This window comes from Klebsiella grimontii, from assembly GCF_042137965.1.
In the GTDB taxonomy this organism is placed as follows: Bacteria; Pseudomonadota; Gammaproteobacteria; order Enterobacterales; family Enterobacteriaceae; genus Klebsiella; species Klebsiella grimontii.
This window is the reverse complement of record NZ_CP169721.1, coordinates 5,038,737-5,060,802: the sequence shown is the minus strand read 5'-3', so window position 1 is coordinate 5,060,802 and position 22,066 is coordinate 5,038,737. Positions and strand designations below refer to the sequence as shown.

The following is a 22,066-nucleotide window of genomic DNA, read 5'->3' as shown; positions in this document are numbered from 1 at the left end:
CAGGCCGCGCGGCTGCGGCCTGAAGCATGACGAGGAACGATCAGAAGTCGGCTTTCAGCACCACGCGGTAGCGGGCCTTGCCCTCGCGAACGTGCTTCAGCGCCTCGTTGATCTGCGACATCGGGAACAGCTCGGTGGTCGGCGCGACTTTGCTGCGTCCGGCAAATTTCATCAGCTTGCGCAGCTCGGCCGGGTTGCCGGTGGCCGAACCGGAGATGCTGCGGTCGCCGCCAATCAGGGTAAACGCGTGGACCGGGAACGGCTTCATTACCGCGCCGACGGTGTGGAAGTTGCCGCCGTACGCCAGCGCTTCAAAGTACGGCTGCCAGTCGAGGTCGACGGCGACGGTGTTGATAATCAGGTCGAACTGGCCGGCCAGCGCCTTTAAGGCTTCGGGATCGCGGCTGTTCACTACGCGATCGGCGCCCATTGCCAGCACTTCCTGCTCTTTCGCCGGATTGGAGCTAAAGGCGGTGACTTCCGCGCCCATCGCGTGCAGCAGCTTGATGGCGATATGGCCGAGGCCGCCAATGCCGATGACGCCGACGCGGCTGTTCGCCGTGACGTGATGCATCAGCAGCGGTTTGAAGACGGTAATGCCGCCGCAGAGCATCGGCCCGGCGGATTCAAGATCGACGTTTTCCGGCAGCGGAATCACCCATTGCCAGTCGGCGCGCAGCTTATCGGCGAAGCCGCCGCGGTTGATGATGGTGGGCACCGAGCCTTCCAGACAGTTCACGTGGTTGCCGCTGATACAGGCGTCGCAGTGGCCGCAGCTGCGCGCCGTCCAGCCAATACCGACCTTCTGGCCAACCTTCAGCCCTTTATCCTGCGCCGCGCTGCCCAGCGCCGCCACCCGGCCTATCACCTCGTGACCGGCCACCAGCGGATAGCTCGACATGCCCCATTCGTTGTCGATCATCGACAGGTCGGAGTGGCAGATCCCGCAGTACTCCACCTGCACTTCGACATCTTCCGGCTTAAGGTCGCCGGCATCGTACTCCCACAGCGACAGATCGGCGCCCGCTTCTTTGGCGGCGTAACTTTTAATAGTGCTCATGACAGTTTCCTTGGGTTTGGCGTAGTTAAGAAGGAAGTGTAGAGCATGGGGCGAGGGGACGCTTGGCAGAAGGAGGGGGGAAGCTTACACAAGCCGGCTTCTCCGCGAGAGAGAAGCCATCGCGATAGTTCAGCTTTTGAGCAACAGCGCGTTGAGCCAGATTTCGCTCCGCTCCGGGCGCTTATCTACCGTCTGCCACATATTGGCAAGACGGATATCCGCTAGCGGTTCGATCAGCGTCGTCAGCCCTGCTTCATCGAGATCGGTAAACCGCCGTCCCTCTTTTTCTCGCTCGCCTGAACCGTATTTAAATGAGACGTACCAGACGCCGCCGGGTTTGAGGGCCGTAGCCAGTTTGTGCATCACTCCCGGCAGCTCCGCAGCGGGAACGTGCAGCAGCGAAGCGCAGCACCAGATGCCGTCATACCGCGCGCTTTCGCTGATACTTTGAAAGGTCGCCTGACGCACGGCCAGCCCGCTGTGTTGCGCAGCCCGCTCGACCATGGCCGGTGAGGCGTCAAACGCCTCGACCCGGTAGCCCATATCGGCAAAGGCTTTGGCATCGCGTCCGGAGCCGCATCCCGCATCGAGGATCAGCCCGTTCGGTTCAATCGCCCCGATAAAAGGCGCGTACAGAGAGGTCATATCGACAGCGACGGTTGAAGCCACAAAGCTGTCAGCGTTCTGCTGGTAGTAGTTAATTGTCATCAGAATATATCCGTTCCGGCGGCCTGAGGTTCCCATTCATGAAGGAGCGTAATGCGCGCAGTGTTCCAGATTTTGGCGAGGAAGTCATCGCGGCGGACGGTCGTGTTGCCGGTCTGACGGATTAAGGTTTCACGCAAGGGAAGGTGGCTGGTAATAAAATATTCGTTTCTGTCGCGCAGGCGGCGCAGCAATTTTGCCGACGGTACCCGCATAAACTTGCCTTTCTCCCCGCGGTTGCAGCTCTTGCAGGCGAGAACCAGGTTCCAGACGCCGTTGATATTCGCCACTTCGCCACGCGCCGCCCACGGGATAAAGTGGTCAACGTCGGCCAGGTTCTCATCCCCGCTTTCGAGACTGATCGGCTTATAGCAGTAAAAGCAGCGGCCTTTTTGGTAGCCGTTCAGGCTGTCGCGACAGCTGGAGATGGCAACCCGTCGGGTATTCAGGGTGCTGAAGAGCTGCTGTTCGGCGGCATCATATTCCACGGCGATCAGGCTGCTGGCGATGTTCATCGCCCACGCCTGCTCCACCAGGCGCCAGCGGGCGTCCGTTTCGTGGATCAGATTCTGGTACTGCTGGCGCTCCGTCAGAGAATAAAAGTCGTCGGTCAGACGGATACCTTGATGCGTTTTACGCTCGTCGATAAAAAAGCGCCTGGCGATTTCGCCCTGATTCACGTTATGAAATTTATCCAGCACCACGCTAAAGCCGAGCTTAACCGTTGCCGCGATGAGCTGATCCTGGGTTATCTCCTGGCGATTGAAGCGGCTACAGGCGCTGAGAAACTGGCTTTTTGGTGAAGTGATCTGTTTGGGGGCCTGCTCAAGATGGCGACACAGATGCTGGCTGAACGGCACCGCCAGCTCCTCGAGGCGTATCAGATCGCTACCGTCGCGGCGGATATCGTACAGCGCATGCGCCAGCGCAAACTTATAGGAGGCGACGTTTTTGCCAAAAAGAATAATGCCGCGCCAGTAGTTCTCCAGCGTCGGTTCGATCTGATAGAAGCGCATTGCGGAAATCCTGTTTTGGGAAAGTACCGGCGTTATTACGCGTACTAATAACAGGATCTGATAACAAATTGCCGAAAATGTAAACCGAATTGAGGCGTTTGCAGGATTTTGCGAGCAGGCTCGGAGAAAGAGGAAACCGCGAGTGGGAAAGGTGAGAACGAGGGGTTTACTTGCGGAACGTATTGAATGTTGGCCGAAATGCGGCTTGCGCTGTTTTTTTCAACACTTAGCGTGGCGATCGCACTCTGCCGCTTGCGCGGCAGCCAGTGACAGGTATAATCCAGAACGTTTTCCGTATCCTTTCCGTGCCGGAGTGGCGAAATCGGTAGACGCAGTTGATTCAAAATCAACCGTAGAAATACGTGCCGGTTCGAGTCCGGCCTTCGGCACCATCGGAACATCAATAGACGTCAACGGACGTCTTTTTTTGCGCCTGAAATCCAGTATCCGCAAGGCTTTCCTCGCTTTTTCACTCAACCTAAGTCAACCTGATTCAATCTACATCAACTTACTGATGCGGGTACAACTGCGGGTATTTCCCGGTTCGATAATGTTTGTACCCGCACAGAACCCTTGAAAGGATACTCATCATGGCTCTGAGTGATGTGAAGGTTCGTTCGGCTAAGCCTGAAGCAAAAGCCTACAAACTAACTGACGGTGAAGGCATGGTTTTGCTGGTTCACCCTAACGGTTCAAAATACTGGCGACTTCGTTATCGCTTTAGTGGTAAAGAGAAAATGCTGGCATTGGGAAAATATCCTGAAGTTTCGCTGGCGGATGCCAGGGCACGCCGGGATGAAGCCCGTAAGCTGTTAGCAAACAGCATCGATCCCAGTGAGAACAAGAAAGCCGTTAAGGTAGAGCAGGAGCAAGAGGCGATAACGTTTGAAGTGGTAGCCAGAGAGTGGCACGCCAGCAATCAGAAGTGGTCGGCATCGCATAGCGCTCGTGTATTGAAAAGCCTCGAAGATAATCTCTTTGCTGCCATCGGTAATCGGAATATTGCTGAATTGAAGACACGGGATCTGCTTGTACCCATCAAAGCCGTCGAGTCATCCGGGCGGCTCGAAGTTGCCGCCCGTTTACAGCAGCGTACTACCGCGATTATGAGGTTTGCTGTACAAAGTGGTTTAATCGATTACAACCCCGCACAAGAGATCGCTGGAGCGGTCGCCACAGCTAAACGGCAGCATCGTGCGGCTTTGGAGCTTAACCGTATACCTGAATTACTTCATCGCATTGATCATTATTCTGGAAGACTGTTAACCCGACTGGCGGTTGAACTCACTTTGTTGGTTTTCATCCGTTCAAGCGAGCTGCGTTTTGCTCGCTGGTCAGAAGTAGATTTTGATACTGCCATGTGGACGATTCCAGGTGAACGTGAACCGCTGGAAGGTGTTAAACATTCTCAGCGTGGTTCAAAGATGCGGACTCCTCATCTTGTTCCTTTGTCGCGGCAAGCCTTAGCTATTCTGGAAAAGATCAAAAGCATGAATGGGAACCGAGAGCTGATCTTCGTTGGCGATCACGATCCGCGTAAGCCTATGAGTGAGAACACGGTGAACAAGGCTTTGCGAGTTATGGGCTATGACACCAAAACGGAAGTCTGTGGGCATGGTTTCAGGACGATGGCCTGTAGTTCACTTATTGAATCAGGATTGTGGTCGAGGGATGCGGTAGAAAGGCAGATGAGCCATCAGGAGCGTAGCTCTGTACGTGCGGCCTACATCCATAAGGCGGAGCATTTGGGAGAGAGGAGGCTGATGCTGCAGTGGTGGGCTGATTATCTGAATGCAAACAAGTTAGCGACCATAAATCCGTTTGAATATGCGAAGCCAAACAATCCAATACAAAGAAGTAAGCATCGATAAAAAATCGTAATCAAGCAACCTAACAGAAAAATACAGCAAAAAGGGGTATCTGAAAGCATGATCATATAGATATCTTTTTTAATTTTGTGTTTAGTCAAACATCCAACTAACGCACTAGGGGAACGTTGTTAACCTGATGACGGCCAGTCGACTTAGAGAAGGCGAGTACATCCCGCCTTGATGATAAAATGGCGTTACCTCTTGTGCAACTCTGACCATGAAGGGATTGAGGAATGAATGCTTTTTTGCAAGATTGTCTACAGCAAAAAAACGTCAAATTTGAATGTTTGGAGTTTGTTTATCTCACCTAAAGCACATAAACCCAGATTTGGGAGAGCAAACTGAAATGGATAAACATCAGCTCAGCGAGCGTGATATCTGCACGAAATTCATTACTCCAGCTATTCAACAGTCTGGATGGCAGCAGCATCAATTCCGTGAGGAGGTAATCCTTACTGATGGGCGAGTTATGGTTCGTGGAAAAATGGCGTCTCGAATCGTAAATCCTCAAGTTAGGGGGGGGCCTAAACGCGCCGATTATGTGCTCTATGCAAAGCCTAATGTTCCGATTGCAGTGGTAGAAGCAAAACAGGCAAAGTTTTCTGTTGGTCACGGAATGCAACAAGCTTTAGTTTATGCTGAGATGTTAGATGCCCCCTTTGCTATTAGTAGCAATGGTGCTGGATTCCTTCTTCACGATCGTACAGGACTTTCTCAGCCTGTCGAACGAAACCTTCAACTTAACCAATTTCCTACCTTAGCTGATTTATGGCCGTTGTATCAGCAATGGAAGGGATTAGTGGCGCCTGAAGTTGTCAAACTGATTGAACAACCGTTTTATACTGATGGTAGTGGACGAGAACCTCGTTACTATCAGCGAGTAGCTATTAACCGTTCCATTGAAGCCATAGCAACGGGGAAAGATCGAGTGTTGCTGGTCATGGCTACCGGCACTGGGAAAACTTACACTGCGTTTCAGATTATCTGGCGTTTGTGGAAGGCAAAATCCAAAAAACGCATTCTATTCTTGGCCGACCGCAACATCTTAGTCGATCAAACTATGCAGCAAGATTTTGCCCCTTTCGGTGAAGCCATGCACAAAGTCACCAACCGTGAAGTGAAAAAGAACTACGAAATATACCTCGCTCTTTATCAAGCAGTGACGGGGAAAGAGGAGTGGAAACAAATATATCGGCAATTCCCAGCGGATTTCTTTGACTTGGTGGTTATTGATGAATGCCATCGAGGAAGTGCAGCAGAAGACTCCGCATGGCGCGATGTTCTCGAATATTTTAATAGTGCCACCCATCTTGGTCTGACAGCTACTCCGAAGGAGACAAAAGAAATAAGTAATATCAACTACTTCGGAGATCCAATTTATACCTATTCACTTAAACAGGGTATTGAAGACGGCTTTCTTGCCCCATATAAGGTAATCCGTATTGCAACAGATGTTGATGCTGTTGGTTACATACCGGAGAAGGGAAAAATCGATAAGCTTGGACAAGCGGTTGAGCAACGGCAATACAACACAAAAGACTTTGATCGCAATTTAGTTCTAGAGAATCGTACAATTCTAGTAGCCAAAAAGATATGGGAATATCTTCAGGCTACAGACCCGATGGCCAAAACCATTGTTTTTTGTGACGACCAAGATCACGCCGAAAGGATGCGCCAAGAATTAGTAAGACTTATCCCTGCTGCAGCGAACAATCGCCGTTACGTTATGCGCATTACCGGAGACGATAACGAAGGAAAAGCACAGCTCTCGTACTTCATCGACAATGATGAACCTTACCCAGTTATTGCCACTACTTCAAAGCTGCTGACTACTGGTGTGGATGCTAAAACCTGTAAGCTAATTGTTTTGGATCAAAACATTAACTCGATGACAGAGTTCAAACAGATCATTGGTCGTGGCACTCGCTTGCGTGAAGACTACCAAAAATTGTACTTCACCATCATGGATTTTAAAGGTGCAACACGACTGTTTGCTGATCCAGATTTTGATGGCGAACCTGTAATTATCTACGAACCCCGTCCAGATGAGCCCGTGTTACCACCAGATGTCATTTCACCTCTAGACGAACCTGAAACACCTCCCTATGATCTTGGCTACAGAGATGGTAAGACGGCTAGTAGTAGTTTTGCCCAAGTTAGGTATGTAATTGATGATGTCGATGTCCATTTAGCAGTAGAACGTTCACAGTATCTCGACGTTGACGGTAAGCTCATTACTGAAGACTTCCGTATGCTACTAAAAAAGGACATAAAGAAAGCTCTGCAAGAGGAATTCAGTGACCTGCACGATTTTCTGCGCCGCTGGAGTAAGGCAGAGCGTAAAGAAGCTGTGATAGAGGAATTATCCAAACGTGGCGTTCCGTTGGAAATACTGCAACAGTCTGTCGCTAATGGCAGCGAATTAGATGTTTTTGATTTAGTTGCTTACGTCGCTTTCGACCAAAAGCCGATAACACGTCGTGAACGAGCGAACAACGTGAAAAAACGCGACGTTTTCGGTAAGTACGGCGAACAGGCTAAGGCTGTGCTTGAGGCATTACTTGAAAAATTTGCAGATCATGGCGTGCAAGATATAGAAGATGCCAAAGTGCTGGAGTTGCCCCCTTTTGACCAATTTGGTAGCAAAACTCAAATCCGTCGGGGCATTTTTGGTAGCCTAGAGCAGTACGTTCAAGCAGTACAAGAGCTGGAACAAGCACTCTACGATATCTCCGAACAAAAACAGGCTTGATTAAGCAAGTCATCAATAAGCGAATAGTAAGATGAATCTAAGTAGTACAATCAAATCCATTCAAGACATTATGCGCAAGGACGACGGTGTAGATGGCGATGCGCAGCGTCTTGGGCAACTCACATGGATGTTGTTCCTCAAGGTGTTCGATCAGCGTGAGGAGGAGTGGGCGGATGATGATCCTGCTTATAAGTCACCTCTACCTGCGGAGTACCGCTGGCGTAACTGGGCTGCTTATGTAGGCGGTGCCGATGGGAAAAAGAAACCGCAAATTGTTGGTAGCGAATTGATTAGCTTCGTCAACAACGAGCTTTTCCCGGCCCTTAAAAACATTGATGCTAATAAAAGTCCTCAGCATAAAGTAATCCGCAGTGTTTTTGAGGATGCTAATAACTACATGAAATCCGGCCCACAGATGCTGGCCGTGATCGAGAAGCTCGAAGACGCCATAAACTTCCATGACTTTAAAACCCGCGCCAATATTGGGGATGTTTATGAACAATTACTCAATGATTTACGTGGTGCAGGTAATGCAGGAGAATTCTACACTCCACGAGCCATAACAGCCTTTATGGTTGATCGGGTAGCTCCTCGCTTGGACAAGCGTGAAATGGTAATGGACCCAGCATGTGGTACTGGTGGTTTCTTAACCGCAGCCATAGACCACTTCCGAAACCAGCTAACTACTCGATCAAGTAGTGAGGATAAGCGTGCCATCGAAGAGTTAATTCGGGGTATTGAAAAAAAACAACTGCCACACCTCCTTTGCACTACTAATATGTTGTTGCATGGTATTGATGTACCTAGTCAAATTGAGCATAAAAATACGTTAGGTATTGGTTGGAACGATTGGAGCGCCAGTCAGAAGGTTGATTGTATAATTACCAATCCGCCTTTTGGTGGCTATGAAGATGACGGTGTGGGTAGTGACTACCCCACGGACCTCAAAACCCGTGAGACCGCCGATATGTTCATGGCGCTGATTATTAAAAAGTTACTTAAGGAAAATGGTCGCGCTGCTGTAGTTCTTCCTGATGGTTTTTTGTTTGGTGACGGCATTAAAGGCACACTAAAAAAAATGCTGTTGCGTGACTGCAAACTACATACCATTGTCCGTTTGCCTAAAGGGGTGTTTGCACCTTATACCACTATCAAAACCAACTTACTTTTCTTTACCAAGGGCGTTACAGTTGCTGATGGTAGCGAGCACTTTCATACCGATACTATCTGGTTTTACGAACACCCGTACCCACCGGGGTACAAAAGTTACAGTAAAACCAAGCCAATTCGTTTAGAAGAATTTAAACCTGAACAAGAATGGTGGGGAAGCGAAGATAACGATTTTGCTGACCGAGTCGAAAACGAATTCGCTTGGAAAATAGATTTCAAGAGTAAGCGTGAGCAAGCAGAAGCAGCCGCAAAACCTCACTGGCAGCATGCCGAAGAACTGGGTAATCAGGCCAGTAGGTTGGATAACCGTATCCGCGATCTGCGGGAATCCATTAAAGGAATCAACGATAAGGCTCAGCGACAAATTGTTGAGGACGATATTGAAATTTTGCGCAACGAAAGCGAGGGCCTCCGCTTAAAAGCACGTGATGCCCAAGCGAGTGGTGATCGCCTCTATTGGCCAATTTTTAATCTTGATCTGAAAAATCCCAATGCTCCAGAGGAGGAAAACCTTGACCCTGACGAACTTTTGATTAAGTACAAAAAGCTGTTAGGCGAAATTGAAGAAACAGAAAATCAGCTTAAGAGTGAGCTAGCAGCAGCACTTGCTCACCACTTTTCTGATGAGAATGCCAAATGAATGCACAACAGTTTTTGGCTGAGTTTGGTCATATCGCTAATGCGCCAGAGGGCGTGGCACGATTGAGAGAGTTGATTTATCAATTTGCCGTAACTGGTAGACTGATTCCTCAGACAGAGAAAGATGGTAACGCAGATGTTGTTCTTGAAAATGTTGCTCGTATCCGCCAGCAGCGTATCAGCGAAAAGAAATATAAGCGCACTCTAAAATTGGAATCAGCTCCCCTTGTTCCTCCAACTATTCAGATTCCATCTAATTGGCGCTGGAGTAGATTGCTTGATCTTGGTGAAATCAACCCTCGTAATCAAGCTGAAGCCGCTTCTATGGCGACATTCGTTCCCATGGCGGGCGTGTCTGAAACACACTCGAAGAGAATTGTTGGGGAAGTAAAGCCTTGGTCTGAAATCAACAAAGGCTATACCCATTTCGCCAATGGCGACGTCTTACTCGCCAAAATCACGCCATGTTTTGAAAACGGTAAATCAGCTGTTGTTAGTGGCCTTAAATATGGGTTAGGTGCAGGTTCGACTGAATTCCATGTTTTTCGCCCAATTAGTGAATGTATAAATCCAAGTTACGTGTACCTGTTCATACGTTCGCCATTGTTTCGGGCAAAGGGCGAGGCCAGCATGACTGGTACCGCAGGGCAAAAACGCTTACCAACAGATTACTTCGCACTTTGCGCCATGCCATTGCCACCAACGACTGAACAAGCCCGCATTGTCGCCAAAGTCGATGAACTAATGGCCTTATGTGACAAGCTGGAAGCACAACAGCGAACTCGCCGTACTCTGCAAAATGCTCTTCGGCAGTCCACATTGCGAGCTGTTACCAGCGCGACTAGTCCACACGAACTACAAACCGCTTGGTCGCGCCTGGACAAAAACTTCGCGCGGATGTTTCATATGCCGGAGGATATCGTTGCATTTAAGGGGTTGATTCTCGACTTGGCTGTTTCCGGTGAATTGTTGAACATTGATCATAATAATGTTTCAACCGGTGCCGATTTGCTTGAAAGCATTGCGGCTAAACGTACCGAGTGGGCGAACTTGTCGGATGGGCAAGAGCAAAAAGAAGCTTTGGCAATGCTGAAAAAGTTGCGTATCCAGCGGATCTCCATACCTGAAGATGTCATACCGAAGCATTGGGAATGGGCATCCTTACTGCAGGTATCGCAGGCAGTGGTTGATTGCCACAACAAAACGGCACCATATGTCAGTGACGGCATTCACCTCATTCGCACAACTGACATACGCAATGGCATCATGGATCTGACCAAGACAAGAAAGATTTCTGTGGAAACCTATAATTACTGGTCAAGGCGGATGCCGCCCAAGAGTGGTGACATTTTTTTAACTCGAGAAGCTCCTATGGGAGAAGCCGCCATTGTGCCAGAAGGAGAGAAGGTTTGCCTCGGACAGCGTTCGATGCTAGTTCGCCTATATCATGATTTATTCAACAATCGTTTTCTGCTTTATGTCATGCAAAGCCCTAGTTTTCAATCTCGGATGATCGAATCAGCTATAGGCATGACCGTTAAGCATCTTCGGGTCGGAGGTGTTGAAGATTTGGTTGTCCCTGTTCCACCAAAGTCTGAACAAGACCGGATTGTTTCCATTATTGATGATTTTTTCCGTATATGTGACCGTTACGCGGATCAGCTTTCTCAGAAGCAATGCATAGCAGCCAATCTTGCTACAAGCGTTGTTTCCACCCTTACCGGCATTGCCGTCGAACAAGAAGAGGAACCTTTGAAAGCTCCAATAACTGAACTTTTAGCTCCTATACGCTTGAATACAACACCTGACGTCAAATCCCTGGCACCACTGGCCACCATACTTGCCCGCCACAATGGTGAGATGAGTGCAAAGGATTTATGGCAGCGTTTTGGAAGTGAAATCGATGTTTTCTATGCACAATTGAAATCTGAAGTAGCTCAAGGCTGGTTACAAGAGCCCAAGCCTGCTGAAATGTTGGAAAAATAGAAAAGGGAATTTGCATGCAACTTCGATATATATCTATTCCACAGTTTCGCAACCTCCGCAATCTAGAAGTGAACTTTGCCTCAAAGTTAGACCCTATGGAGGGGGGAGCCTCTGACGCCGAACTTAAACACATTCGCAGTCATGCTCTGATTGGTCAGAATGGCATGGGTAAGTCAAATTTTATCGAAGCGTTAATTACCTTGTTTCGCGACGTCGATCTTGATCGCGATGCTGGTTTTGATTACGCACTGGAATACGAAATTCGTGGCCAGGTTGTGCGCATCCACGCAGACACCGCTAAACAAAAACGCCCCTATGTGTGGGTTAATGAAATAAGTGAATCCCAAGGCTATTTACTGAGAAACCGTGAACTATTGCCGTCACATATTTTTGCTTATTACTCCGGTCGTAATGAGCGCATAGAGCAATTGTTCCAAGAGCACCAGCGACGTTTTACATTGCGTCAGGAAATAACTACTGATGAAGTACTCTCCGAACGATTGCTGGAGAATTTTAGCGCCAGCGATGCTGACATTCGTGCACTGGAAGAAGCTAAACGTCGCCGAGATTTACGTTTAAAGCAAGCTGGAGATGATCGTCTGCGTCGCCTTTTCTACTGTCGTGGTGGCCATAGCCAATTGGTACTGTTGGCATGCTTGCTATCTGATGATCCGATATTTCAAAAGGTATTGAAAAACCTGCATATCGAATCATTAGAATCAGCGATATTTGTTTTGAAAGAGCCTCACCGGCTGCGTGAAAAACGTCGTAATAGTAAATTCGATGAGACGGAACTTAATGAAGGAGATCCTCGCTTCTGGTATGCGCGCGGCAACGTAGTGAGTGAGTTCCTAGACAAACTCTGGCAAGTGGCTTGGGCTCCTATTGAACAAGAGGCTAGTAAGCAAATTGATTTTCGTGGTCGCACAGAAAAACAACGACAGTTGTATTTATTTGTGCCGAATAAAGAAAAACTCAAACAATTAGGAGAGTTGGTAGGCGGACCTGATAGCTTCTTCCGCTACGCTGAAGGAGCTTATATCGGTGATTTGATCGAAGAAGTACGTATAGTGGTCAAGAAAAGTGATGAACACGGCGGTAAGGTAAGTTTTACTAACCTTTCTGAGGGTGAGTTGCAAATGCTTACCGTATTGGGGCTAATGCGTATCACACGCGATGACCATTGTCTCTTTTTGTTGGATGAACCCGATACACACCTGAATCCCCTCTGGAAATTACGGTACTTCGAGGACATTGAGAGTGTATTAAGTTCCGAAAAGGGTTCTGTTGCACAAGGTGAATCGCAAATATTGATCACCACTCACGACCCAATGATGATCGGTTCACTCAGAAAAGAACAGGTCCACATTATTCGTAATATTGATGGTAGAACTTTGGTCGAACAACCTGACGAGCATCCCCAAGGTATGGGAGTTTCTGGCTTACTAAAAAGCGAAATGTTTGGTTTACCTTCTACACTAGACCATCACACTTTAAATACTCTTCAACGTCGCAACGATCTGCTAGCCAAGCGTAAACATGAAGGCTTGAATCAAAACGAGCAGCAAGAGCTGGACCATTTAGTAGTTCGCTTGGATGACTTAGGTTTTTCAAGAGAATATCGCGACCCAATGTATCAGCTTTTTATTGAGCAGATGTACAAGGTTAGGAGAAAGCCACTTGACGAGTTGCTTAGTGATGATGAACTTAAAGAACAAAATGCCGTTGCTGAGAAAATCATGGAACAGTTAGTAAAGGCTCAACGAATGGATGACTTGTCATCACTTGCTCAAGAGCTGGCTGAAAGGTTGAAGAGGTAAGCATGCGCAAAGTAATTATTAAGGGTACACCACCAGCTGACTGGGTTGCCGAGGCTGATGCTATTACTGCGTCATTAAAAGCTGCCGCTGATGAAGCGGCTAGACAATTAATACTCGATAAATATGACGGCTTCTGGCGTGATGCTCGTATACGCGATTGGCTTATGGGCCAATTTGCTAACAAATGTTGGTATACCGAAGCAGAGGAATCAATTTCACCGATTCACGTTGATCATTTCCGTCCAAAGGGTCGTGTAAAAAATCTAGATGGGAGTTATGAAGATGGTTATTGGTGGCTTACCTTTAACTGGAAAAATTACGTGATCGCTGGGCATTTGATAAACACCAAGAAAAGTGATCAATTTCCAATAATGGATGGGGAGCACCGCGCGCCAGTGCATTGCTTAGAAATGCAACTAAAACTGGAAGGAGCTGTGTTAATTGATCCATTAACGGATCAGACTCGGTTAATTTCATATGATCGAGATGATGATGGTTGTATTGCTGTATTAGCAGGCGGCATTGATGAATTTGAAAAATTCAAAGCAGAGAAAACAATCGAAATTCTTGGGCTGAATAGAATTGATCGGCTCAACCAAAAACGCGGAAAAAAGTGGGATGAGTGCCTATCAGCTATTGAAGATTATCGGGGTGCTAAAGCACATGGAGCGCAAGCACTAGTTTGGATGATGAAAGAAATGTCGATTGCACGCTTAAAAGAAAAAGTTAGGTACGATCAGGAGTTCTCATCGGTTGCTGAAGCATGTATTCGTAAGCAAGCCCCAGAAGCAGTAATAGCAGCAGTATTTGAACGCTAAAGGTTCAGGGGTAAAGGTGTCTTGTCGCTTGAATCATAAGTTGAGTATGCAATTGCTTGATATAGTATCAAGCGGTTATTTGCGATTAATAAAAATGCCTACAAAAATGTTATATAGTGAAATGCAAAATTAGCGTAGTTTCATAATTAAGCCTATACACATTACATAATTTTAGTATCACCATGCGGTTCTAGAGCAAAGTGGAGTTCAATCGGTTGAGCACACTCGTGCAAAAAGTATTATAGGCAAGGTAATCTGTGGCATACCTTGTTGAAAGCTTAACAAGTGAATTTCGAGTCTGTAAATTATTCTGACCTGGCCGCTAGATGTGAATCAGTAACCAGCACTTTTTGTGTATGAATTTTGACCTAATCAGGTAGTTACTGGTTATTACCGCATGTCAATCTCATTGTATCAGATTTTAGTCTCCTTCACTTTTGTAATCATTTCATTTCCTCGTACTTTCACCTTCGTAAAAGTAAGCCTCAGAACTACCAGCTTCAGTTGCTACAGCAATGTAATCAATGCACAGTTATGTATTAGTTTATAACTATTTTCAGAACTAAATCATTTTCGTGAGCAGCAGATATTCCCTTTCTGACAATGCGGAATGCGACAGGTGTTGTAAATAGACCCGTTTTAGTTCCATGCATTTTTTGAGATCTCGGCCAAATTGATCTCCTCCCGAAAAACAGCACCGGTCTACTGAGGTGCCCGCTATTGCTGAGTAAGATCTGTTAACGCAGGACCCTCCCCACTTTCCACCCCCGCTTCATCCTCACACCACCTTTCAAACAGCCTGGCGAATCTGGCGCTTTGCCAGGTTTCTCCAACCTGGCTCAAGATAAAGCCAGTGACCACAATAGCGGAAATAAAGTAAAACAGTGAAAATGCGATAACCGAATTTACGCCCCCGCTGGCCAGTAACGATTGTATTGTCGTCCACCAGGCGCAGGCAAAAATGACGATTGAAATTAGCCAGAAAACCCCGCTAACGATGTGAAAATTTTTAATTTTTTTAGCATCTACAGAAAAATGATTTTCTTCACAACGATATAAGGATGGGTTTTTAAGGAAACTCATCAATCGTACATCATATGAGCCGATATTTTTATCAGCGATAAACGCGATCAGCTGATGGGCGTGCCAGACAGGAAGAGTTATCCCGATCTGCTCATACAAAAATTTCATTTGTACCGTCTGATGCGTCCTCGAGAGTTTAGTGTCGGGTATTTCAGCGTTCGCTATCTCAGCGATTTTATTCAGCACCTCTATTTTCGTTTCAATAGGTACCTTTTCGAAGCGAATTTTTCGCTTTGCTGGCGGGCTGGACATCACTTTTCCCGCCCAGTCGATGATCTTTTTAGCCACATATAAAATCGCGGGTAGCAAAACCAGCTTTGCAATATCTATCTCGTTAATGGCTCCCATCGTTATTCCTTTATAAAATGAATACGCAATGAATTTACAGCACTGAATTTATTTTATGTAGCCCTCATTATTATGAGGGCTTCGATATGGCTAATTCATGGGCTGGCTCCTGGTCTGATTTAATGCCAACCGCCCAATACGGCCCTGCCCGGAGGCCGTTATACTTAAAGACTGAAGCCAATCTCCACCGATGCCGCACTGCGTTCCCCCTCGCCATGGTAAACCGCTTCGATATTGTTACCATCGGGATCGAGTAAAAAGGCCGCGTAGTATCCCGGGTGATAAGTTCGCTCACCGGGTGCGCCGTTATCACTGCCGCCGTGTGCCAGCGCTGCCTGGTAAAAAGCATCCACCGTCTCACGATCTCTGGCCTGGAAAGCCAGGTGATGCCGTCCTGTCGGCTTACCTGCGGAACCGGGGCTATTAATGGATGAAACAACAAGCTCATCAGCCCAAAAATAATCGTCGTAGGTATTCACGACAGGGATCTCAAGGACCGCCAGCACGGCTGTATAAAACGCTTTGCTGGCCTCGAAATCATTTACCACAAGCTGGATATGGTCGATAAGCCTGCCGCGATATAATCGGTAAGTCTCCATGATGGTTTCCTCATTCAGTCGTATTAACAGGTGCTTATCCGTTATCTAAAAGGAACATTGTACGGATTTGATGGATAAGTACAGGTCCGGAGTGGCGATATAGAGCATGACATTAAAATCCTGTCTGTCACCGCAATCCTGACCCCTCAACCCCGTCCCTCAATCACCCCGATAAACTCTCTGACCTGCTTCTGCTTCCTGGCCGACAGCTTCTCCACCCTGCGCATCGCGGCTTCCAGCTCCGGTTCCGGCTCAACCGCCGTCAGCACAATACAGCCCTCCATCACCCGCACCTCCACCCGGGTGCCGGTCGAAAACCCTGCCGCCGCCAGCCACTCGCCCTTCATGATCAGCGCCGGAACAAGACGACGATCTGGCAAACGCCTCACATAACTCACCGTCAACTGACGCTTATTTTTCGGCGACACTTCTGGATCAAACGAATCTACAATACAATCAGCATTAGTCATGGTTGCTATTCTCGCGAAATAGTAATTGTGATCAGCGGTGCGGGTGTGCGCCAACACATTCGCACCGCGCTAAATAACACCTGTAAACCTAACCAGTAATAAAAATAAAGTCCAGAGTTTAATCGGACATAATTAACGCCTTTAACCATCAATTAAGAATTAACAGAATGCATGGTGCTATTAATTCGCGCCTGTGGAAAATGTCTTTCCTGATATTGCTGAAATAACCGCACAGCAGATTAAAAAAAATAAAAGCGAGATAATGCGCGCAACAGAATGCCATGTCCAATTACGGGCACCCCATCTCTTTTGCCAGCGTACCCTTTCGGGACTTCAGGCGGCGGGCGATACCTGCCGGTAGGGCGGACCAGAACGAGAGCGCCGGATGAGTCCGCCGCTCAATCTGCTCCACCGTCACTTGATAATCATAAAAACTGGCGCTTTTTGGCGTCGCCTGATGCCCGCGATCGACCGCCAATGCTGCGCTGGCCCCTTTATATGCCGCGGGGGCAAGGGTATCCGTAGCGGGTAAATCCGGATCGCGCTTCCAGCTGCGCGAACGCCCGCTGGCCAGGCTGGCTTTGGTGATTTTATACGCCACCCAATTGGCGAATTTGCGGTGGCTGTTGTTGTTGAGCGTATAGGCTTTGCGAACCAGCGTCTGGTCGCTTCCACCGGACGGGCAGCCCACTTCACAACTATCTACGTGGGATAACCCGGCAGCACACGCGGCGGCAAAAAATAACGACGGCAATACGCTGAATATTCTGAATAGCTTCATGTTGTTGATGACGTCACAGAGAAGATGAAATCGATGCATAAAAAGAAAAAACGCCCTGAGTAACAGGCGCGTTATTCACATATGAATCGCACAGATGAAGTGAGAGAATAAAATGAGTTAGCCGTTCGCAGCCGCGTGAAATATCACAAGGTGATTTAACATCACGCCGGATGATATTTTTTGATGTTTGAGATGATAGTGAATGAGAGCACATGACGCTCTGTTCGTTATTTTCTTTGCGCTGCACAGATGTGAGAATGCCCAACAAAGCGTCAAGCGGTCATGCGTTCATGCGGTTGTCTGAAAAATTGTACCGGCAGGGGAAAACGCTTCTCTCGGCGAGGTGGATTACTCAGACTATACGAATGACCGATTAAGGAGAGAAGGTATGAAAAAGGAACTCTGGAGAGGCGTGCTGGCACTGGCCGTACTTAGTCTCCCCGCGCTGGTGAAAGCAGGCGTTTCATTCAGCCACAAAGACTGGGAAGTGGTGTGTGATAACACGCTGACCTGCCGGGCGGCGGGATACAGCGCTGAAGAAGGAAGCGGAGGTTCGGTGCTGCTGACCCGCCAGGCCGGAGCGGGCACCGCCGTCTCGGGAGAGCTGATGCTGGCGGAGGTGACCGACAGCGACGTTCTGCCGGGCAAACTGACGCTGTGGATCAATGGCCAGCCGGCAGGCGATGTGAAGCCCGCAAAAGAGAGCTGGCCGCTGTCGGAGAAACAGGCCCGGGCGATCGTTAACGCCATCAAAGGCAGCGGGAAGGTCGAATTTACAGGCGCGGAGGCGCCGTTTGTGCTTTCCGACGAAGGCGCTTACGCGGTACTGCTGAAAATGGACGATGTTCAGGGGCGAATCGGCACGCCGGGCGCGTTGACCAAAAAAGGCGACAGGCCGGAAAGCAGCGTCCGGGCGGCGATTCCTGCCCCGGTCATTCACCGGGTCATGCCTGAGAAGGCGCAGGAGAGAGCGTTAACCGCGCCTGAGCTGGCGGTGCTCAGGCCGAAGCTTCTGGCCACGCTAAAGAGCGATGATTGGTGCGATCGCCTTCAGCCGGAGGAGGGGGAGGAGGCTGAATCTATCAGTTTGCAGCCGCTGGATAACGCGCACTCCCTGATTTCGGCCTTGTGCTGGCGGGCGGCCTATAACGAGGGATATGGCTATTGGGTTGTGGATAGCAAACTTGAGGGTAATCCAACGCTTATTACGGTTTCCGGTTCTGAGTATGGCGACGGCGAGATTTTTATGAGCCAGAAAGGGCGAGGGCTCGGCGATTGCTGGGGGACGGCGAGCTGGCTCTGGGATGGCGCAACGTTCCGCAAAAGCCGTGAAGCGACCACCGGGATGTGCCGCTATCTTCGCCTCGGCGGGACGTGGGATCTCCCCACCTGGGTGACCGAGGTTAAACCGGCAAAGTGAAATAGCGCGGCCAGAATCTCTCCCGGCACACACGCCGACAGAGAGGACAGGGAGGATCTTAACGATCGTCCGCGTAGCGGGATCGCGATCGACAGCGCCAGTGGCGTCAGAAAACTGACGCCTTGTTCAAAATAACAGCGCGGCTAATGTATTGCTAACTCGAATTAGTTTATGATTAAGCCGTTCTGTTCGTTATGGAAAATGAGTTTATGGCCAAAACCGTTGAGCAAGTCGCCAGGGCGCTGGAAATCTCGATTACCACCGTGCGCCTGGTGCTGGGTGGCAAAGCTGAGCAGTATCGCATCAGCGCCAAAACGCAGCAGCGTATTAATGATTACATCGCCGAGAACGGGCTGGTCGTTAACCATATCGCCCGCAGCCTGAAGCTCAATAAAACCGAGACCTTAGGGCTGGTGATCCCGCGTTTATCCAACCTGTTTTTCTCCACCCTGGCGGAAAAGCTCGAAGCCTGCTGCCGTCAGGCGGGGTATCAGCTAATGATTGCCTGCACCTACAGCGACAGCGAGCATGAAAACAGTCTGGTTGAAGGACTGCTGGCGCGCAACGTTGACGGGCTCTTCGTGGTGCCCTCTACCCGGGAAACGCAGCTGCATCATCAGAAGGTGGCGCGCAAGCGGCCGCTGGTGCTGCTCGACCGCGATTTTGGCGAGAGCGACGTGTCGCTGGTGGTGAGCGATAACTACAACGGCAGCAAAAAGCTGGTGCAGGCGATGACCCAGGCGGTGGACGTCTCGCCGATTTTTTTTATCGCCGGGGATACCCAGCAGCCGTCGATCCAGCGTCGTCTGCAGGGCTACCTGAGCGAACTGCCCGCGGGCAAGGAGTGGATATTGTCCGCCAGCCATAACCGTCAGGAAGAGGGCAAACAGCTGATGCTCGATTTTCTCCGTCAGCACCGCGAGCCGCCGAAGGCGTTTATCGCCTCCTCTCTGCCCATTCTGGAAGGGACGCTGAGCGCGCTGCGGGAAACTTACGGCTTTATTCCGTCGGATATTCCCATCGGCACCTTCGATGAACATCAGATGCTGGGATTTCTGCCGAACGCGGTGTGGTCGATGCGCCAGGATGAGGACGCCTGGGCGCAGCACGCGTTTCATCTGATGCAGCAGAAGCTGCAGGGCGAAAATGCCGATGTGAAGATCACCGTGCCGATGACCCTGATTCACCGCCCGCTGTCGGTGGAGAAGCAGCGGAGCCAGTAAATGACACGGCTTGTGTGAACACGTCAATCCCCGGCTGCGCTATGCTGGCCGGGGCTACAGATACCGCATCCTGCGCGCGCTGGTAGCCCGGATAAGGCGCGGGCGCCGCAATCCGGGAACCCTTAACGATCCTTCATCAAGTCAATCGCTGAACAAACCGCGCCGCCAGCCCGGCGTCCAGCTCCGGTGGCAGGCCGCTGATCCCGATGCCGCCAATAGCCAGCCCTTCAACTATCACCGGCTCGCCGCCCGGCATCGCCAGCAGCTGCGGGTCGTTAAATACCGCCAGCTGCAGGGTACCGGAGCTGACCTCTTGCGCCAGCGTTGCCGTCGGACGGCGAAAGCGCAGGGCGCTCCAGGCCTTGCGCTGCGCCAGCTGGCGCGGTAGCGGCGGGCAGCAAGCGTGCGCGCCAAAGGCGATGAGCTCGCCCTCAGTCCCGACAACCGCCACTGCCAGCCCCCGGGTTCGCGCATCGCTTTCCGTCTCCTGTAAAAACCGCGAGACCTGCTGGCACACGGCGCTATCGTTCAGGCGGACCTGGGGACAGAGCGCGTCATTGTCCGGCATCGGCGATATACCCCCGTAAGCGCAGATAGAGGTCATCCAGCTCGCCTTTCTGCACCGCCGTCAGCGCCACAAACGGCTCGCGGGTGGGGCCAGTATCGACGGTCTCTTTCGCGGCAAGATACTTCGCCGACTGGAACACGCCGCGCGCGACCAGCTGGTCCACCACCTCGTTGATCTGCTGCTGCAGGCGCTGCGCCCGGGCGATGTCGCCCTGTTGAAAGGCGCTGCGCAGGGCGAGAAACAGCTCCGGCTGCAGGTTAACCGTGGTGCCAACCGTGGCCGTCGCGCCCGCCGCGAGGCTGGAAAGGAAGATCTCATCGAAACCGTTAAAAAAGACTTTCTCCGGGTAGCGGGCGATCATTCGTTCCAGCGAATAGAGGTTATGCGAAGTATGCTTCACCCCCAGAACCTGTTCATCGCCGAGCAGCGCGTCGGCGCTCTGGGCGTCCAGCTCGACGCCGGTAAACTGCGGAATGTTATACAAAATCACCGGAATCGAAATGGCGTCCAGCACTCGACGGTAGTAGGCGATAATCTCCTCGCGGCTATATTTGTAGTAGTAGGGCGGCACCAGCGACACCGCGCTGGCGCCGTCCTGCTCGGCGTGCTTCGCCAGCTCGACGGCATCCCGGGTGCGCGGCGTCCCGACGTGAGCGATCACCGGCACGCGACCGCCCGCCGACTGCACCAGCGTCGCCAGCACCTGCCTGCGCTCATCGAAACGCAGCAACGGCCCCTCCCCGGAGGAGCCGCAGCAGTAAAAGCCCTCAACCCCGCGCGTCAGCTGGGCGCGGGCGAGAGCGTCCAGCGCCGCGTAGTTCACCGTCTCATCGGCGTGCATCGGCGTCACCACGGCGGAGATAATGCCGCGAAAAACCTGCCATTTATCGCTTACCATGCGGTCCAGCCTCCATCCACCACCACGTTGGAACCGGTCATATAGACCGAGGCGTCGGAGAGCAAAAACACCACCGCGCCGTTGTACTCGTGGGCTTTCGCCATCCGCCCGATGGGGATTCGGCTGGTGTAGTTTTTCTGAAAGCGCGGGTCCTGATCGCTACGCTCGACGCCGGAGAGGGTCAGGGTATTGACGCGAATGCCGTCGCGCCCCCAGTAGGTGGCGCAGTAGCGGGTAAAGTTATACAGCCCGGACTTTGCCGCCGAATAGGCCACCGGTTTGACGAACGGAACGCCGGTGTCCTCTTTTTTATAGCTGTAGATATCCTGCACCGGAGAGACCACGCCGTAGATCGAACCGACGTTGATGATCGAGCCGCCTTTGCCGGCCTGCTTCATGCGCTTGCCGACCTGCTGGGTCATCAGGAAGGTGCCGACCAGATTCACTTCTACCACCTCGCGGAACACCTCTTCCGGGAACTCCTCAAACGGCCCGGAGACTTCCGGCGGCGCGCTGGGCTGGGTGTCGACGCCCGCGTTGTTAACCAGGCCATCCGGCACGCCCCACTTCGCTTCAATGCTATCCAGCACCCGGTTAATGCTGGCTTTATCGGTAATATTCACTTCCGCGCACAGCAGGCGGTCGGAGTCCTTAATCGCCCCCAGCACGCGGTCGACGCGCGCGGCATCGACGCGGGTGGCCAGCGCCGCCACCTTCGCGCCGCGGTCGTGTAACGTCTTCACGTACTGCGCCCCCAGCTGTCCCAGGCCGCCGGTCACGATGATGACCTTGCCTTTAACCGAGAATAACGTGTCTTCCATTGTCCTTTCCCCTCACTG

The 22,066-nt window shown here is 50.6% G+C and carries 18 protein-coding genes and 1 tRNA gene; 9 read left to right on the top strand and 10 right to left on the bottom strand.

What is annotated here, in order from left to right; all coding sequences use genetic code 11:
* Positions 1-40: 40 nt before the first annotated feature.
* The 3 genes from ACE3MN_RS23690 to ACE3MN_RS23680 form a co-directional block, all read right to left on the bottom strand.
* Positions 41-1,060 (bottom strand): NAD(P)-dependent alcohol dehydrogenase, encoded by a 1,020-nt coding sequence (locus ACE3MN_RS23690; RefSeq protein WP_375364197.1) that lies wholly within the window; start codon positions 1,058-1,060, stop codon positions 41-43.
* Positions 1,061-1,189: 129 nt separating this feature from the next.
* Positions 1,190-1,768 (bottom strand): bifunctional 2-polyprenyl-6-hydroxyphenol methylase/3-demethylubiquinol 3-O-methyltransferase UbiG, encoded by a 579-nt coding sequence (locus tag ACE3MN_RS23685; protein ID WP_049593805.1) that lies wholly within the window; start codon positions 1,766-1,768, stop codon positions 1,190-1,192.
* The gene (locus ACE3MN_RS23680; protein ID WP_375364196.1) at positions 1,768-2,781 is read right to left on the bottom strand and encodes an HNH endonuclease domain-containing protein; all 1,014 of its coding nucleotides are present in this window, start codon (positions 2,779-2,781) and stop codon (positions 1,768-1,770) included. Before ACE3MN_RS23680 ends, ACE3MN_RS23685 begins: the two co-directional genes overlap by 1 nt.
* Positions 2,782-3,088: 307 nt before the next feature.
* On the opposite strand from ACE3MN_RS23680, the gene ACE3MN_RS23675 reads away from it, so the two are divergent.
* The 7 genes from ACE3MN_RS23675 to ACE3MN_RS23645 all read left to right on the top strand — a co-directional run bounded on the left by ACE3MN_RS23675 (position 3,089) and on the right by ACE3MN_RS23645 (position 13,837).
* Positions 3,089-3,173, top strand: a tRNA-Leu gene (locus ACE3MN_RS23675).
* Positions 3,174-3,371: 198 nt separating this feature from the next.
* Positions 3,372-4,652, top strand: a complete 1,281-nt coding sequence (locus ACE3MN_RS23670; protein WP_375364195.1) for a tyrosine-type recombinase/integrase — start codon at positions 3,372-3,374, stop codon at positions 4,650-4,652.
* Positions 4,653-4,998: 346 nt separating this feature from the next.
* On the top strand, positions 4,999-7,404 hold the full coding sequence (gene hsdR, locus ACE3MN_RS23665; RefSeq protein WP_375364194.1) for an EcoAI/FtnUII family type I restriction enzme subunit R: 2,406 nt from the start codon (positions 4,999-5,001) through the stop codon (positions 7,402-7,404).
* A 31-nt stretch (positions 7,405-7,435) separates the two neighbouring features.
* Positions 7,436-9,214 (top strand): N-6 DNA methylase, encoded by a 1,779-nt coding sequence (locus ACE3MN_RS23660; protein WP_271443777.1) that lies wholly within the window; start codon positions 7,436-7,438, stop codon positions 9,212-9,214.
* Entirely contained in the window at positions 9,211-11,199 is a 1,989-nt protein-coding gene (locus tag ACE3MN_RS23655) for a restriction endonuclease subunit S (protein ID WP_271443778.1), read from the top strand. Before ACE3MN_RS23660 ends, ACE3MN_RS23655 begins: the two co-directional genes overlap by 4 nt.
* Before the next feature lie 14 nt (positions 11,200-11,213).
* Complete coding sequence (locus ACE3MN_RS23650) at positions 11,214-13,019, top strand: AAA family ATPase (RefSeq protein WP_271443779.1); 1,806 nt, start codon at positions 11,214-11,216, stop codon at positions 13,017-13,019.
* A 2-nt stretch (positions 13,020-13,021) separates the two neighbouring features.
* Positions 13,022-13,837 carry a hypothetical protein gene (locus ACE3MN_RS23645; RefSeq protein ID WP_271443780.1) on the top strand — a complete coding sequence of 272 codons (816 nt, stop codon included), beginning with the start codon at positions 13,022-13,024 and terminating at the stop codon, positions 13,835-13,837.
* A 717-nt stretch (positions 13,838-14,554) separates the two neighbouring features.
* Here the strand turns inward: ACE3MN_RS23645 and ACE3MN_RS23640 are convergent.
* The 4 genes from ACE3MN_RS23640 to ACE3MN_RS23625 form a co-directional block, all read right to left on the bottom strand.
* Positions 14,555-15,268, bottom strand: coding sequence for a hypothetical protein (locus ACE3MN_RS23640; protein WP_375364193.1), 714 nt, complete (start codon positions 15,266-15,268; stop codon positions 14,555-14,557).
* A 164-nt stretch (positions 15,269-15,432) separates the two neighbouring features.
* On the bottom strand, positions 15,433-15,867 hold the full coding sequence (locus tag ACE3MN_RS23635) for a VOC family protein (RefSeq protein ID WP_375364192.1): 435 nt from the start codon (positions 15,865-15,867) through the stop codon (positions 15,433-15,435).
* A gap of 146 nt (positions 15,868-16,013) precedes the next feature.
* Positions 16,014-16,337, bottom strand: coding sequence for an endoribonuclease SymE (gene symE / locus ACE3MN_RS23630; RefSeq protein WP_375364191.1), 324 nt, complete (start codon positions 16,335-16,337; stop codon positions 16,014-16,016).
* A 289-nt stretch (positions 16,338-16,626) separates the two neighbouring features.
* A complete protein-coding gene (locus ACE3MN_RS23625) occupies positions 16,627-17,028 on the bottom strand; it encodes a DNA/RNA non-specific endonuclease (protein WP_375364393.1) in 402 nt (133 codons plus the stop codon).
* 478 nt (positions 17,029-17,506) lie between these two features.
* Between ACE3MN_RS23625 and ACE3MN_RS23620 the strand changes: the two genes are divergently transcribed.
* Entirely contained in the window at positions 17,507-18,538 is a 1,032-nt protein-coding gene (locus ACE3MN_RS23620; RefSeq protein ID WP_375364190.1) for a DUF1176 domain-containing protein, read from the top strand.
* 209 nt (positions 18,539-18,747) lie between these two features.
* Positions 18,748-19,761 carry a LacI family DNA-binding transcriptional regulator gene (locus ACE3MN_RS23615; RefSeq protein ID WP_004117622.1) on the top strand — a complete coding sequence of 338 codons (1,014 nt, stop codon included), beginning with the start codon at positions 18,748-18,750 and terminating at the stop codon, positions 19,759-19,761.
* Between the two features lie 136 nt (positions 19,762-19,897).
* Here the strand turns inward: ACE3MN_RS23615 and ACE3MN_RS23610 are convergent, their stop codons facing one another.
* From ACE3MN_RS23610 to ACE3MN_RS23600, 3 genes are read right to left on the bottom strand one after another with little or no spacing between them, the layout of a single operon-like run.
* Entirely contained in the window at positions 19,898-20,329 is a 432-nt protein-coding gene (locus tag ACE3MN_RS23610) for a GlcG/HbpS family heme-binding protein (protein WP_064411437.1), read from the bottom strand.
* Positions 20,316-21,227 (bottom strand): dihydrodipicolinate synthase family protein, encoded by a 912-nt coding sequence (locus ACE3MN_RS23605; protein WP_064411438.1) that lies wholly within the window; start codon positions 21,225-21,227, stop codon positions 20,316-20,318. The genes ACE3MN_RS23610 and ACE3MN_RS23605 overlap by 14 nt, the downstream gene beginning before the upstream one ends.
* The gene (locus ACE3MN_RS23600) at positions 21,221-22,048 is read right to left on the bottom strand and encodes an SDR family oxidoreductase (protein ID WP_064411439.1); all 828 of its coding nucleotides are present in this window, start codon (positions 22,046-22,048) and stop codon (positions 21,221-21,223) included. The genes ACE3MN_RS23605 and ACE3MN_RS23600 overlap by 7 nt, the downstream gene beginning before the upstream one ends.
* Between the last annotated feature and the right edge of the window lie 18 nt (positions 22,049-22,066).